Source organism: Mycobacterium heidelbergense, from assembly GCF_010730745.1.
GTDB classification, from domain to species: domain Bacteria; phylum Actinomycetota; class Actinomycetes; order Mycobacteriales; family Mycobacteriaceae; genus Mycobacterium; species Mycobacterium heidelbergense.
This window is the reverse complement of sequence record NZ_AP022615.1, coordinates 68,412-82,016: the sequence shown is the minus strand read 5'-3', so window position 1 is coordinate 82,016 and position 13,605 is coordinate 68,412. Positions and strand designations below refer to the sequence as shown.

13 protein-coding genes are annotated in these 13,605 nt (G+C 72.3%); 10 read left to right on the top strand and 3 right to left on the bottom strand.

Going from position 1 to position 13,605, the window contains the following annotated elements:
* Positions 1-313: 313 nt before the first annotated feature.
* The 5 genes from mihF to metK all read left to right on the top strand — a co-directional run bounded on the left by mihF (position 314) and on the right by metK (position 4,268).
* Positions 314-631 (top strand): integration host factor, actinobacterial type, encoded by a 318-nt coding sequence (gene mihF / locus G6N25_RS00370; RefSeq protein WP_003407240.1) that lies wholly within the window; start codon positions 314-316, stop codon positions 629-631.
* A gap of 53 nt (positions 632-684) precedes the next feature.
* Positions 685-1,311, top strand: coding sequence for a guanylate kinase (gene gmk / locus G6N25_RS00365; RefSeq protein WP_372506968.1), 627 nt, complete (start codon positions 685-687; stop codon positions 1,309-1,311).
* 61 nt (positions 1,312-1,372) lie between these two features.
* The gene (gene rpoZ, locus G6N25_RS00360) at positions 1,373-1,696 is read left to right on the top strand and encodes a DNA-directed RNA polymerase subunit omega (RefSeq protein ID WP_083074307.1); all 324 of its coding nucleotides are present in this window, start codon (positions 1,373-1,375) and stop codon (positions 1,694-1,696) included.
* Between the two features lie 22 nt (positions 1,697-1,718).
* Positions 1,719-2,960 carry a bifunctional phosphopantothenoylcysteine decarboxylase/phosphopantothenate--cysteine ligase CoaBC gene (gene coaBC / locus G6N25_RS00355; RefSeq protein WP_083074309.1) on the top strand — a complete coding sequence of 414 codons (1,242 nt, stop codon included), beginning with the start codon at positions 1,719-1,721 and terminating at the stop codon, positions 2,958-2,960.
* Between the two features lie 96 nt (positions 2,961-3,056).
* Positions 3,057-4,268 carry a methionine adenosyltransferase gene (metK, locus tag G6N25_RS00350; protein ID WP_083074312.1) on the top strand — a complete coding sequence of 404 codons (1,212 nt, stop codon included), beginning with the start codon at positions 3,057-3,059 and terminating at the stop codon, positions 4,266-4,268.
* A gap of 68 nt (positions 4,269-4,336) precedes the next feature.
* Here the strand turns inward: metK and G6N25_RS00345 are convergent, their stop codons facing one another.
* Positions 4,337-5,848, bottom strand: a complete 1,512-nt coding sequence (locus G6N25_RS00345; RefSeq protein ID WP_083074314.1) for a flavin-containing monooxygenase — start codon at positions 5,846-5,848, stop codon at positions 4,337-4,339.
* A gap of 73 nt (positions 5,849-5,921) precedes the next feature.
* A complete protein-coding gene (locus tag G6N25_RS00340; protein ID WP_083074315.1) occupies positions 5,922-6,905 on the bottom strand; it encodes an alpha/beta hydrolase in 984 nt (327 codons plus the stop codon).
* Between G6N25_RS00340 and G6N25_RS00335 the strand changes: the two genes are divergently transcribed.
* The 3 genes from G6N25_RS00335 (at position 6,904) to G6N25_RS00325 (ending at position 10,296) form a co-directional block, all read left to right on the top strand.
* Complete coding sequence (locus G6N25_RS00335; RefSeq protein ID WP_083074316.1) at positions 6,904-7,656, top strand: lysoplasmalogenase; 753 nt, start codon at positions 6,904-6,906, stop codon at positions 7,654-7,656. The genes G6N25_RS00340 and G6N25_RS00335 overlap by 2 nt on opposite strands.
* Positions 7,657-7,677: 21 nt before the next feature.
* Positions 7,678-9,678 (top strand): primosomal protein N', encoded by a 2,001-nt coding sequence (locus tag G6N25_RS00330; protein ID WP_179961636.1) that lies wholly within the window; start codon positions 7,678-7,680, stop codon positions 9,676-9,678.
* Between the two features lie 129 nt (positions 9,679-9,807).
* Complete coding sequence (locus G6N25_RS00325; protein ID WP_083074317.1) at positions 9,808-10,296, top strand: MarR family transcriptional regulator; 489 nt, start codon at positions 9,808-9,810, stop codon at positions 10,294-10,296.
* Positions 10,297-10,308: 12 nt separating this feature from the next.
* On the opposite strand, the gene G6N25_RS00320 is transcribed toward G6N25_RS00325, so the two are convergent.
* Entirely contained in the window at positions 10,309-11,127 is an 819-nt protein-coding gene (locus tag G6N25_RS00320) for a class I SAM-dependent methyltransferase (protein ID WP_083074318.1), read from the bottom strand.
* A gap of 180 nt (positions 11,128-11,307) precedes the next feature.
* On the opposite strand from G6N25_RS00320, the gene fmt reads away from it, so the two are divergent.
* A complete protein-coding gene (gene fmt, locus G6N25_RS00315; RefSeq protein ID WP_083074319.1) occupies positions 11,308-12,240 on the top strand; it encodes a methionyl-tRNA formyltransferase in 933 nt (310 codons plus the stop codon).
* On the top strand, positions 12,237-13,601 hold the full coding sequence (locus tag G6N25_RS00310; RefSeq protein ID WP_083074320.1) for an RsmB/NOP family class I SAM-dependent RNA methyltransferase: 1,365 nt from the start codon (positions 12,237-12,239) through the stop codon (positions 13,599-13,601). Before fmt ends, G6N25_RS00310 begins: the two co-directional genes overlap by 4 nt.
* Positions 13,602-13,605: the final 4 nt, after the last annotated feature.

Sequence of the window (13,605 nt, the reverse complement as noted above, 5' to 3'; positions counted from 1 at the left end):
CGTCCGCCCCCGGAACCGGGGCGGCCGCCGGCACCCGTCCGCCGCGCCCGCCTGAGACAAAACCGCAGGTAAATAGCCTATTTTTGATGCGGCCGCCGGCGGCGACCACCCCGAAGCGACACCCTCCCGAACCGGTGTCACGGCCGCCTGGCGGGCCCCGCCCGCCAAGCTCATACTGCGCATTTGCCCCATTAACCAGGGGGTCGGGTTAGATTTCGTTAGGAAGCCTGAGTACGGTCGTCTCCGCTGGCAGAAGTACCCGGCAGGGACAAAAAGCGATCGATTTTGATGATCGATCAGATACGGAGGAATCGTGGCCCTTCCCCAGTTGACCGACGAGCAGCGCGCGGCCGCGTTGGAGAAGGCGGCTGCCGCACGTCGAGCGCGAGCAGAGCTCAAGGACCGGCTCAAGCGCGGCGGCACCAACCTCACCCAGGTGCTCAAGGACGCCGAGAGCGATGAAGTCCTGGGCAAGATGAAGGTGTCTGCGCTGCTTGAGGCGTTGCCGAAGGTGGGCAAGGTCAAGGCGCAGGAGATCATGACCGAGCTGGAAATCGCCCCCACCCGCCGCCTGCGCGGCCTCGGTGACCGGCAGCGCAAGGCCCTGCTGGAAAAGTTCGGCTCCGCCTAAATCGCGACGATGCAGGCCGCATGGCCTGTGGGGGCGCCGACCCGGTGGCGCCGGTGAGCGCCGGCGTGGGACCGGACGTCGCACGGGGGACACGCCCCCACCCAACGGGTCAGGGGCGTGTGGTCGTGCTGTCCGGTCCCTCCGGGGTCGGCAAGTCGAGCGTGGTCCGCTGTCTGCGCGAGCGGATTCCGGACCTGCAGTTCAGCGTCTCGGCCACCACCCGCGCGCCGCGGCCGGGCGAGGTCGACGGCGTCGACTACCACTTCGTCACGCCCGCCCGCTTCCAGCGATTGATCGACGAGGGCGCCCTGTTGGAGTGGGCCGACATCCACGGCGGCCTGCACCGATCGGGCACCCTGGCCGAGCCGGTGCGCGCCGCCACCGCGTCCGGACTCCCGGTGCTCATCGAGGTCGACCTGGCCGGGGCCAGGGCGGTCAAGAGGGCGATGCCCGAGGCCATCACCGTGTTTCTGGCGCCGCCCAGCTGGGAGGACCTGGAAAAAAGGATCGTCGACCGCGGCACCGAGACACCCGAGGCGATACGGCGCCGCCTCGACACCGCCCGCGTCGAGATGGCGGCCCAAGACGACTTCGACGAGATCGTGGTCAACGGTCGATTGGAATCCGCGTGCGCCGAATTGGTATCCTTGCTGGTGGGAACTGCACCGGGCCCGGCATGAACGGCCTGGTGGCAGCCAGACCACTTTCACACGACCTCGATCCGCCAGGAGACTGACCTACGTGAGCATTTCCCCGTCCGACGCGTCGCTGACCGCCGTCGACCAGTTCGACCCGTCGGCAGGCGGGCAGGGCGCCTACGACACCCCGCTGGGCATCACCAACCCACCCATCGACGAGCTGCTGGACCGCGTGTCCAGCAAGTACGCCCTGGTGATCTACGCGGCCAAGCGGGCCCGGCAGATCAACGACTACTACAACCAGCTCGGCGAGGGCATCCTCGAGTACGTGGGCCCGCTGGTCGAGCCCGGGCTGCAGGAAAAGCCGCTGTCCATCGCGCTGCGCGAGATCCACGCCGACCTGCTCGAGCACACCGAGGGCGAGTAACAGGGCAGGGGCCGGGCGCGCTGTGGACGGCAAACAGGTCATCGTCGGCGTCTCCGGGGGCATCGCCGCCTACAAGGCCTGTACCGTCGTCCGTCAGCTCGCCGAGGCCGGCCACCAGGTCCGCGTCATCCCCACCGAATCCGCCTTGCGCTTCGTGGGGGCCGCCACGTTCGAGGCGCTCTCCGGCCTGCCGGTGCACACCGGCGTCTTCGACGACGTCCCGGAGGTGCCACACGTCCAGCTCGGTAAGCGGGCCGACCTCGTCGTGGTGGCGCCGGCCACCGCCGACCTGCTGGCCAGGGCGGTGCACGGCCGCGCCGACGACCTGCTGACCGCGACGCTGCTGACGGCCCGATGTCCGGTGCTGTTCGCGCCGGCGATGCACACCGAGATGTGGTTGCACCCGGCCACCGTCGACAACGTGGCCACGCTGCGCCGTCGCGGCGCGGTGGTGCTCGAACCCGCGTCCGGGCGGCTCACCGGCACCGACAGCGGGGCGGGCCGGCTGCCCGAGGCCGAGGAGATCACCACGCTGGCCCACCTGCTGCTGGAGCGCCACGACGCGCTGCCCTACGACCTCGCCGGCCGCAGGCTGCTGGTGACCGCCGGCGGCACCCGCGAACCCATCGACCCGGTGCGCTTCGTCGGCAACCGCAGCTCGGGCAAGCAGGGCTACGCGGTGGCGCGGGTCGCCGCCCAGCGCGGCGCCGAGGTCACCCTGATCGCCGGGCACACCGCCGGGCTGGTCGACCCCGCGGGCGTCAACGTGGTGCACGTCAGCTCGGCCGAGCAACTGGGCGAGGCGGTGTCCAAGCACGCGCCCGAGGCCGACGTGCTGGTGATGGCCGCGGCCGTCGCCGACTTCCGGCCCGCGCAGGTCGCGTCCGCCAAGATCAAGAAGGGGGCCGACGCGCCGCCGACGATCGAACTGGTCCGCAACGACGACGTGCTGGCCGGAGCGGTGCGGGCCCGCGCGCACGGCCAGCTGCCCAACATGCGGGCCATCGTGGGCTTCGCCGCCGAGACCGGCGACGCCAACGGCGACGTGTTGTTTCACGCCCGGGCGAAGCTGCGGCGCAAGGGCTGTGACCTCCTGGTGGTCAACGCCGTCGGCGAGAACAAGGCGTTCGAGGTGGACAGCAACGACGGCTGGCTGCTGGCGTCCGACGGCACGGAGTCGGCGCTGCAGCACGGCTCCAAGACGCTGATGGCCAGTCGTATCGTGGATGCGATCGTCACGTTCCTGGACGGCGGGGGCGGATAGCGAATCCGCGGGCCCGGTTCTGCGGGGCTCCTGGAGCACGAGCATGACGCCGGCGGATATACTTCGGCTAACTAATTATTGGGAAGGATTGGGACTGTGAGCGAAAAGGGTCGGCTGTTTACCAGTGAGTCGGTGACGGAGGGGCATCCCGACAAGATCTGCGACGCGATCAGCGACTCGGTCCTCGACGCGCTGCTGGCACAGGACCCCCGCTCGCGCGTCGCGGTCGAGACGCTGGTGACCACGGGCCAGGTGCACGTGGTGGGCGAGGTGACGACGACGGCGAAGGAGGCGTTCGCCGACATCACCAACACCGTGCGCGAGCGCATCCTGGAGATCGGCTACGACTCGTCGGAGAAGGGCTTCGACGGGGCGTCGTGCGGGGTCAACATCGGCATCGGCGCGCAGTCGCCCGACATCGCCCAGGGCGTCGACACCGCCCACGAGGCCCGCGTCGAGGGCGCGGCGGACCCGCTGGACGCGCAGGGCGCCGGCGACCAGGGCCTGATGTTCGGCTACGCGATCAACGACACCCCGGAGCTGATGCCGCTGCCGATCGCGCTGGCCCATCGCCTGTCGCGGCGGTTGACCGAGGTCCGCAAGAACGGGGTGCTGCCGTACCTGCGGCCGGACGGCAAGACGCAGGTCACCATCGCCTACGAGGACAACGTTCCGGTCGCACTCGACACCGTGGTCATCTCCACCCAGCACGCGGCCGACGTCGACCTGGAGCACACGCTCACGCCCGACATCCGGGAGAAGGTGCTCAACACCGTGCTCGACGACCTGGCCCACGACACGCTGGACACCTCGTCGACGCGGTTGCTGATCAACCCGACCGGCAAGTTCGTCCTCGGCGGGCCGATGGGCGACGCGGGACTGACCGGCCGCAAGATCATCGTCGACACGTACGGCGGATGGGCCCGGCACGGCGGCGGGGCCTTCTCCGGCAAGGATCCGTCCAAGGTGGACCGGTCGGCGGCGTACGCGATGCGCTGGGTGGCCAAGAACATCGTCGCGGCCGGCCTGGCGGAGCGGGTCGAGGTGCAGGTCGCCTACGCCATCGGCAAGGCCGCCCCCGTCGGCCTGTTCATCGAGACCTTCGGCACCGAGGCGGTCGACCCCGTCAAGATCGAGAAGGTCATCCCCGAGGTCTTCGACCTGCGGCCCGGCGCGATCATCCGCGACCTGGACCTGCTGCGCCCGATCTACGCGCAGACCGCCGCCTATGGGCACTTCGGCCGCACCGACATCGACCTGCCGTGGGAGCAGCTCAACAAGGTCGACGAGCTCAAGCGCGCGATCTAGTTCCTTGGCGAGCAGTCGCAGAATCGCACTGCGCGGGCCCCGCGCGTGCGATTCTGCGACTGCTCGCGCTACGTGGTGAACCGGTAGTCGTCGAGGTCGAACCGCCGGCTGCGCCAGTAGGCCTCGACCGTGGTGGTGGGGCGCAGCGGCACGTCGCCGTTCTTGTCGAAGTAGTAGCTGTTGGCCAGCCGGCAGCTGTCCTGCCAGAACACCTGCCGGTGCCGCTTGCGCATCATCTCGGCGAAGTACCGGCCGTTGGCCTCCTCGGTGACCTCGACGCGGGTCGCGGAGGTCCGCCGGGCCCGCGTCAGGCACCGGACGATGTGGTGGGCCTGGGTCTCGATGAGCGCGAAATACGAGGAGCCGACGTAGCCGTACGGGCCGAACACGGTGAACATGTTCGGGAAGCCGGGAACGCTGACGCCCTCGTAGGCCTGCAGGCGGTGCTCGTCCCAGAACCGGCTCAAGGACCTGCCGCCACTGCCGGTGACCGCAAAGGTGGGGACGTGATCGGTGTCCATCACCTTGAAGCCGGTGGCCAGCACCAGCGCGTCGATCTCGTGGGCCTCGCCGTCCCTGGTGGCCACCGCCGTGGGCGTGATCGTGTCGATCGGCTCGGTAACCAGCCTGACGTTGTCGCGGTTGAAGGCGGCCAGGTAGCCGTTGTGGAAGCCGGGCCGCTTGCAGCCGACGGCGTAGCGCGGGGTGAGCCGCTCGCGCACCGCCGGGTCGTGGACCTGTTGGCGCAGATAGGCGAGCCCGGCCGACTCCATCCGCCGGGCGAGCGGGAACTTCGTGAAGTAGTGCGCCGAGATCGGGAAGGTCAGCTCGACGAAGGCCTGGCTGAGCAGCCGCTGGCCGAGTTTGCCGCCGGGGACGCGCATCGCCCAGCGGGCCGGCGCGGGCAGCGGGACGTCCAACTTGGGGAAGCACCAGATCGGGGTGCGCTGAAACACGGTCAGCCGCTTGACGATTGGCGCAATTTCCGGGATGACCTGCACGGCCGAGGCGCCGGTGCCGATGATCCCGACGCGCTTGCCGGTCAGGTCCTGGCCGTGATCCCACCGCGCGGTGTGCATGGTGACGCCGGCGAAGGAGTCCACGCCGTCGATGTCGGGCAGGTTCGGCACGGTGAGCACGCCGCTGGCGCCGATCAGGAATCTCGCCGTGAGTACGCCGCCGGGATCCGTCTGCACCCGCCACAACGATCGCTCGTCGTCGAAGTCGGCGGATACGACCTTGGTGTTGAACCGGATCCGCGACCGGATGCCGTATTTGTCGACGCAGTGCTCGGCGTAGGCCTTCAGCTCGCGGCCCGGCGCGTAGGTCCGCGACCAGTGCGGGCTCTGCTCGAAGGAGAACTGATAGGAGAACGACGGAATGTCCACGGCGATACCGGGATAGGTGTTCCAGTGCCACGTCCCCCCGACGCCGTCGCCGGCCTCGACCAGCAGGTAATCGGAGAGCCCCGCCCCGTCCAGCTTGATGGCGGCGCCGATGCCGGAGAATCCGGCGCCGACGATCAGGGTGTGATAGTCGGGCGTGACGAATTCGCGGCGGCGGTCGGTGATGTCCCACATTGAGCCACCCAGTGTACCCGACCACGCCGAGCCGCCGCACCGACCGCGGTGAAAGCCCTTGCCGCAGAAAATCTTACGGGTGCAGCGCCGCCCGCAGTGCCGCCAGGCCCCGCTCCATCCCGGCGGTGGCGGCGGGGACCACGCCCGCATAGCCGAGGTAGCCGTGCACCATCGTCTCGGCGTTGTGCACCTCGACGGCGACGCCGGCGGCCGCCAGCAGCTCGCCGTACCTGATGCCGTCGTCGCGCAGCGGGTCGTGCCCGGCGACGCCGATGTAGGCCGGCGGCAGGTCGGCCAGGTTCTTCGCCCGTCCCGGCGCCATGCCCGGCGGCGGGTCGGCCAGGTCGACTTCGCCCGCGTACCAACGGGAGAACGCGGTGATGGCCCTGGCGTCGAGGATCGGCGCGGTGGCGTTGTCGGTGAACGACGGCAGCGACGGATCCCACTGCGTGGACGGGTACCACAGCAGCTGAAACACCAGCTCCGGGCCGCCCCGATCGGCGTTGTCGCGGGCGCGCTGTGCGGTCACCGCGGCGATGGTCCCGCCGGCCGAATCCCCGGCGACGGCCATCCGCGTGGTCCCCCCGTCGGTCACGGCGCCGATCGCGGGCCCGTGCTCGGCGACCCAGAGCGTTGCCGCCCAGGCGTCTTCGACCGCGGCGGGGTAGGGGTGCTCGGGCGCCAACCGGTAGTCGACGGAGACCACGATCGCGTGGGCGCCCACCGCGTGCTGGCGGGCCGTGCCGTCGTGGGTGTCGAGGTCGCCCACGACGAACCCGCCGCCGTGGAAGTACAGCACGACGGGGGTTCCGCCGGCCGCGGGATCGGTTGGCGGCCAATAGATCCGGATGCCGAGGGGGCCCTCGGGGCCGGGGATGGCCCGGTCCTCGACGCGCAGCTCGGGGTGCAGCGGGCGGCGCGGCAGGTCGCGGAGCCGCTGCCGCGCGGCGTCGACACCATCGTCGGTTGTTAGCCGGAATGGAACCACATCCAGTACCTTCTGCAGGATGGGGTCGATACCGGGTTTCTCGTCGGGTGTGCTGTCCAAGCTGGGCATGGAAGTACCGTACGCACCTCGCCTGGTGTCCGGCGCCTGGGTGATGGCCGGCTGGGCGGGCCTCGGCTACGGCGTCTACCTGACCGTGCTCGCGTTGCGCTCCGCGCCGGGAGCGGAGTTGACCGGACACTGGGTCCTGCAGCCCCCGTTCAAGGCATCGATGGCGATATTGCTGACCGTCGCCGCGGTGGCGCACCCCATCGTCCGGGAGCGGCGCTGGCTGATGCCGGCGCTGGCGTTGTCGGCCGTCGGCGACTGGCTGTTGGCGATCCCGTGGTGGACGCTGTCGTTCGGCTTCGGGTTGGCGGCATTCCTGTTGGCGCACTTGTGCTTCGTGGCCGCGCTGCTTCCCCTGGCCCGGTCGTCGCGGGTGCGGCTGGCCGCCATCGTCCTGGTGTGCCTCGTGTCCGTGTCGTTGCTGGCATGGTTCTGGCCGCACCTGGGCCGTGACAAGCTGACGATTCCGGTGACGGCCTACGTGATCGTGCTGACCGCGATGGTGTGCGTGGCCCTGCTGGCGGAACTGCCGACCATCTGGACCGCGGTGGGGGCGGTGTGTTTCGGGGTGTCCGATGCGATGATCGCCATCGGCCGGTTCGTCCTGTACAACGACGCGCTGGCGGTCCCGATCTGGTGGCTGTACGCCGCGGCCCAGATCCTGATCACGGCCGGGTTCTTCTTCGGTCGCGAGGACGCCGGCTACGAGCCCGACTACGAGGCCGACTACGAGCCCGAGGCCGACGAAGGCTAGGCGTTGCCCCGGGCGGGAAGGATGCGCACCCCGGTCGAGGTGGAACCGATCGCGCGGGTGCTGCCCATGCTGTCGGTGCCGCACCTGGACCGCGAGTTCGACTACCTGGTGTCGGCCGAGCAGTCCGACGATGCCCAGCCCGGGGTGCGGGTGCGGGTGCGGTTCCACGGCCGCCTGGTCGACGGGTTCGTGCTGGAGCGCCGCAACGACACCGACCACACCGGCAAGCTCGGGTGGCTCGACCGCGTGGTGTCGCCCGAACCGGTGCTGACGCCGGAAATCCGCCGATTGGTCGACGCGGTGGCGGCCCGTTACGCGGGGACGCGGCCCGACGTGCTGCGGCTGGCGGTCCCGGCCCGCCACGCCAGGGTGGAGCGGGAACCGGCGCCGACAACCCCGCCGTCCGTCCCCGCGCCCGTCGACCCGGCGGGCTGGGAACCGTACGGCCGCGGCGCGCAGTTCCTGGCCGCGCTGGCCGAGTCCCGCGCCGCCCGCGCCGTCTGGCAGGCGCTGCCGGGCGAGTCCTGGGCGGACCGCTTCGCCGAGGCCGCGGCGCAAACCATTCGGGCGGGGCGGGCGGTCCTGGCGATCGTGCCCGACCAGCGCGACCTGGACGCGCTGTGGGCGGCCGCGACGACCCGGATCGACGAGGGATGCGTGGCGGCGCTGTCCGCGGGCCTGGGCCCGGCGGCCCGCTACCGGCGGTGGCTCGCCGCGCTGCGCGGCGGCGCGCGGCTGGTGATCGGCACCCGCAGCGCGGTGTTCGCGCCGCTGAGCGACCTGGGCCTGGTCATGGTGTGGGCCGACGCCGACGACACCCTGGCCGAGCCGCGGGCGCCGTACCCGCACGCCCGGGAGGTGGCGATGCTGCGCGCGCACCAGGCCCGGTGCGCGGCGCTGATCGGCGGCTACGCCCGGACCGCCGAGGCCCACGCCCTGGTGCGCAGCGGATGGGCGCACGACATCGTCGCGGCCCGGCCGGTGGTGCGGGCCCGCACCCCGCGGGTGATCGCCCTGGACGACAGCGGCTACGCCGACGAACGCGACCCCGCGGCGCGCACCGCGCGCATCCCGTCCATCGCCCTGCGCGCCGCCCGCTCGTCGCTGCAGGCCGGCGCGCCGGTGCTGGTGCAGGTGCCGCGGCGCGGGTATGTCCCTTCGCTGGCGTGCGGGCGCTGCCGCGCCATCGCCCGATGCCGGCACTGCACGGGCCCCTTGTCGCTGGCCGGGTCGCCGCAGGAGAGCGGGCCGGCCCTGGTCTGCCGCTGGTGCGGCCGCGTCGACCCGATCCGGCGGTGCGCGCGGTGCGGGTCGGACGCGGTGCGCGCGGTGGTCGTGGGGGCCCGGCGCACGGCCGAGGAGCTGGGCCGCGCGTTCGCCGGCACGCCGGTCGTCACCTCGGCGGGCGACGCCATCGTGGCGGAGGTCGCGGCCCGCCCGGCCCTGGTGGTGGCCACCCCGGGCGCCGAGCCCCACGCCCCGGGCGGGTACGGGGCGGCGCTACTGCTGGACACCTGGGCGCTGCTGGGCCGGCAGGACCTGCGCGCGGCCGAGGACGCCCTGTGGCGCTGGATGACCGCCGCCGCGCTGGTGCGTGCCCGCGGCGACGGCGGCGTGGTGCTGGTGGTCGCCGAATCGTCCATCCCCACAGTGCAATCGCTGATCCGCTGGGATCCGGTGGGGCACGCGGAGGCCGAACTGACGGCCCGCGCCGAGGTCGGCCTGCCGCCCAGCGTGCACATGGCCGCCCTCGACGGGACGGCCGGCGCCGTCGCCGCCCTGCTCGACGAGGCCCGGCTGCCCGAGGGGGCCGACCTGCTCGGCCCGGTGGACCTGCCGCCGGGCGTGCGCCGACCGGCGGGCACCCCCGCCGGCGCGCCGGTGACCAGGATGCTGGTCCGTGTTCGCCGCGAGCAGGGCCTGGCGCTGGCCGCGAGCCTGCGGCGCGGGGTCGGCGTGCTCAGCGCGCGGCAGGCCCACGAGCCGGTCAGGGTGCAGATCGACCCGCTGCACATCGGATAGCCGCGCCGGACCGAATCTGACTGGCGGCGATAGTATGCGTGAGAAACAGTCTCTGACTTCGATATTGGAAGGCTGTTACACTTTCAACTCTTTGCTGGTGGCCCGGAAAAGGCTCGGAGGAGGGGCGCGATGGCGGCGGACAACGCGACGACGGCTGACGAGTCACTCGATGTGATCACCGATGCGTTGCTGACGGCTTCCCGGCTGCTGGTGGCCATCTCGGCCCGCTCGATCGGGCAGGTCGACGACACCATCACCATCCCGCAGTTCCGCACCCTGGTGATTTTGTCCAACCGGGGCCCGGTCAACCTCGCCACGCTGGCCGGCCTGCTGGGCGTGCAACCGTCGGCCACCGGCCGGATGGTCGACCGGCTCGTCGCCGCCGGGCTGATCGACCGCCTGCCGCACCCGACCTCCCGGCGCGAGCTGCTCGCCGAGCTGACCAAGCGCGGGCGCGAGGTCGTCCGCCGGGTCACCGCGCACCGGCGCGCCGAGCTCGCCGCCATCGTGGAGAAGATGCCGGCGCCGGAGCGCCACGGGCTGGTGCGGGCGCTGACGGCCTTCACCGCCGCCGGCGGCGAGCCCGACGTCCACCTCGACGTCGACATGGACCTGTAGCCCGGCCCGTTTTCACAGCTTTTCGGCGGTGAGCAACAGGTACTCCCAGCGCATCGCGCCGCCGGCCAGGTAGTGCCGCGCGAGTTCGACGAGCTGGGCATCGAGCTCGTCGGCCAGCACCCGGTTGTGGCCGATGTTCGCGTAGGCCTCGATCGTCGGGCCGTAGTGGGTCTTGAAGTAGCCGTGCACCGCCTCGGCGCTGTCGAACCGGGTGACCTCCAAATCGGCCCGCACCGTCGTGACCCGGCCCACGCGATCGCCCAGCAGCGCGGCGACATAGCCTTCGCGCCCCCACAACGCCGCCGGGGGCACCGCCGGCGACAGGCTCGGCCGGTACGGCCTGATGGTGGTCAGCATCCGGCCGAAAAACCCCTCCGGGGTCCAGCTGATCACACCGATCATCCCGCCCGGCCGGCAGACGCGGACCAGTTCGTCGGCGGCGCGCCGGTGGTCCGGCGCGAACTGCACGCCGATCGCCGACACCACCGTGTCGAATTCGCCGTCGCCAAATGGCAGCGCGTGCGCATTGGCTTCCCGGTAGTCGAGCGTCAACCCCTGCACCGCGGCCCTGGCTTGGGACCGCCGCAGGAGCTCGGGCGTGAGGTCGGTGGAGACGACGGCGGCGCCCGCCCTGGCGGCGGGAAGCGAGATGTTGCCCGAGCCGGCGGCGACGTCGAGCACCCGGGCGCCCGGCGCGATGCCCGTGGCGGCGACCAGGACCGGGCCCAGCGGGGCCATCACCTCCTCGGCCATCAGGGCGTAGTCACCCAGCGCCCACATCGTTCGGTGCGTGGCCGCGAGGTCGTCGCGGACGGTGGTGTCGAGAGTCATCAGACCTCCTCGTAGATGCAATGAACGGGCTGCCCACTCGACGTCGTCGTCGCTGGCACGGCGGTGCGGCTCACGCGCCCCAACCATTACCGTTAGAAATAATATTTATCGACGATAGTATACGCATGCAATCTATGCCGGCGTGTCGGGCCGGGATCGGCCGCTTCCTAGACTGAGGCCGTGCGCCTCGTCTTCGCCGGCACCCCCGAGCCCGCCCTGCCCGCGCTGCGGCGCCTCATCGACTCGCCGCGGCACCAGGTGGTCGCCGTGCTGACCCGCCCCGACGCGGCGTCGGGCCGGCGCGGCAGGCCGGAACCGTCGCCGGTCGCCCGCGAGGCGCTCGACCGGGGCGTCCCGCTGCTGCGGCCGGCGCGGCCGAATTCGCCCGAGTTCGTCGCCGAGCTGTCGGAGCTGGCGCCGGACTGCTGCGCGGTCGTGGCCTACGGCGCGCTGCTGCGCGACGACCTGCTCGCGGTGCCCCCGCGGGGCTGGATCAACCTGCACTTCTCGCTGCTGCCCGCCTGGCGCGGCGCGGCGCCGGTGCAGGCCGCGATCGCCGCGGGGGATGCCATCACCGGGGCCACCACCTTTCGGATCGAGCCGAGCCTGGACTCCGGCCCGGTCTACGGCGTCGTCACCGAGGCCATCTGGCCGACCGACACCGCCGGCGATCTGCTTGAGCGCCTTGCTCTTTCGGGTGCGGCGCTGCTGTCGACCACGCTGGACGGCATCGCCGACGGGACGCTGACGGCGCGACCGCAGCCGCCCGACGGGGTCAGCATGGCGCCCAAGATCACCGTCGAGCAGGCCCGGGTGCGCTGGGACCTGCCGGCGCCGGTGGTGGAGCGCCGGATCCGCGCCGTCACGCCGAACCCGGGCGCCTGGACGCTCGTCGGCGACCTGCGGATCAAGCTCGGGCCGGTGCGCCTCGACCCGGAAGCGCCAAAACCCTTGCCGCCCGGCGCCATTCGCATAGACCGCCAAGGCGTGTGGATCGGCACCGGTTCGGATCCGGTGTGGCTGGGCCAAATCCAGCCGCCCGGAAAGACATTCATGAACGCCGCCGACTGGGCGCGCGGCGCCCGGCTCGACCCCGCCGCGCGGGCGACATGAGCGCCCCACCGCGCAGGCGGCGCCGGCCGCTGGACCCGGCGCGCGCCGCCGCGTTCCAGGTGCTCCGGGCCGTCAGCGAGCGCGACGCGTACGCGAACCTGGCCCTGCCCGCGCTGCTGCGCGAACGCGGGATCGCAGGCCGCGACGCCGCTTTCGCCACCGAACTGACCTACGGCGCCTGCCGCGCCCGGGGCCTGCTCGACGCGATCATCGGCGCGGCGGCCGGGCGCGCGCCGGAGGCCATCGACCCGGTGCTGCTCGACCTGCTCCGGCTCGGCGCCTACCAGCTGCTGCGCACCCGCGTCGACGCCCACGCCGCGGTGTCCACCACCGTCGAACAGGCTGGCATCGAATTCGACTCGGCCCGAGCGGGTTTCGTCAACGGCGTGCTGCGCACCATCGCCGGGCGGGACGAGCAATCCTGGGTCGGCGAGCTGGCCCCCGACCCGTCGCGGGATCCGATCGGCCACGCCGCGTTCGTGCACGCGCACCCGCGCTGGATCGCCCAGGCCTTCGCCGACGCGCTGGGCGCGGCCGCGACGGAACTCGACGCGGTGCTGGCCAGCGACGACGAACGGCCCCAGGTGCACCTGGCGGCGCGCCCGGGCGTGCTGACGGCCGCCGAGCTGGCCGAGGCGGTGGGCGGCACCGTCGGCCGCTATTCGCCGTATGCGGTGTACCTGCCGGGCGGCGACCCCGGGCGGCTGGCGCCCGTGCGCGACGGCGCCGCGCTGGTCCAGGACGAGGGCAGCCAGCTGGTGGCCCGCGCGCTGACGCTGGCACCGGTCGACGGCGACACCGGGCGCTGGCTGGACCTGTGCGCCGGGCCGGGCGGCAAGACCGCGCTGCTGGCCGCGCTGGGCGTGCCGTCGGGCGCCCGCGTGACGGCGGTGGAGCCGTCGCCACGCCGCGCCGACCTCGTCGCGGAAAACACCCGCGGGCTGCCGGTCGACGTGCTGCGGGTCGACGGGCGGCAGACCGGTCTCGAGCCGGGCTTCGACCGGGTGCTCGTCGACGCCCCCTGCACCGGGCTGGGCGCGCTGCGCCGGCGGCCCGAGGCCCGCTGGCGGCGCCAGCCGGCCGACGTGCCGGCGCTGGCGAAGCTGCAACGCGAGTTGCTGGCCGCCGCGATCGCGCTGACCCGGCCCGGCGGCGTGGTGCTGTATGCGACCTGCTCGCCGCACCTCGCCGAAACCAGCGGGGTCGTCGGCGACGCGCTGCGCCGCCACCCGGTGTCGGCGCTGGATGCCCGCCCGCTGTTCGAGCCCGTGGGCCTGGGGGAGGGCCCGCACGCGCAGCTGTGGCCGCACCGGCACGGCACCGACGCCATGTTTGCGGCGGCGCTGCGCCGCCTGAAGTGAGGTT

What these genes read in the sequence shown, in the direction of transcription:
- G6N25_RS00345 (WP_083074314.1), bottom strand. Translation starts at nt 5,848, where the DNA reads ATGTGGGACATCACCGACCGCCGCCGCGAATTCGTCACGCCCGACTAT.
- G6N25_RS00335 (WP_083074316.1), top strand. Translation starts at nt 6,904, where the DNA reads ATGGAAGTACCGTACGCACCTCGCCTGGTGTCCGGCGCCTGGGTGATG.
- G6N25_RS00340 (WP_083074315.1), bottom strand. Translation starts at nt 6,905, where the DNA reads ATGCCCAGCTTGGACAGCACACCCGACGAGAAACCCGGTATCGACCCC.
- G6N25_RS00330 (WP_179961636.1), top strand. Translation starts at nt 7,678, where the DNA reads ATGCGCACCCCGGTCGAGGTGGAACCGATCGCGCGGGTGCTGCCCATG.
- G6N25_RS00325 (WP_083074317.1), top strand. Translation starts at nt 9,808, where the DNA reads ATGGCGGCGGACAACGCGACGACGGCTGACGAGTCACTCGATGTGATC.
- G6N25_RS00320 (WP_083074318.1), bottom strand. Translation starts at nt 11,127, where the DNA reads ATGACTCTCGACACCACCGTCCGCGACGACCTCGCGGCCACGCACCGA.
- G6N25_RS00310 (WP_083074320.1), top strand. Translation starts at nt 12,237, where the DNA reads ATGAGCGCCCCACCGCGCAGGCGGCGCCGGCCGCTGGACCCGGCGCGC.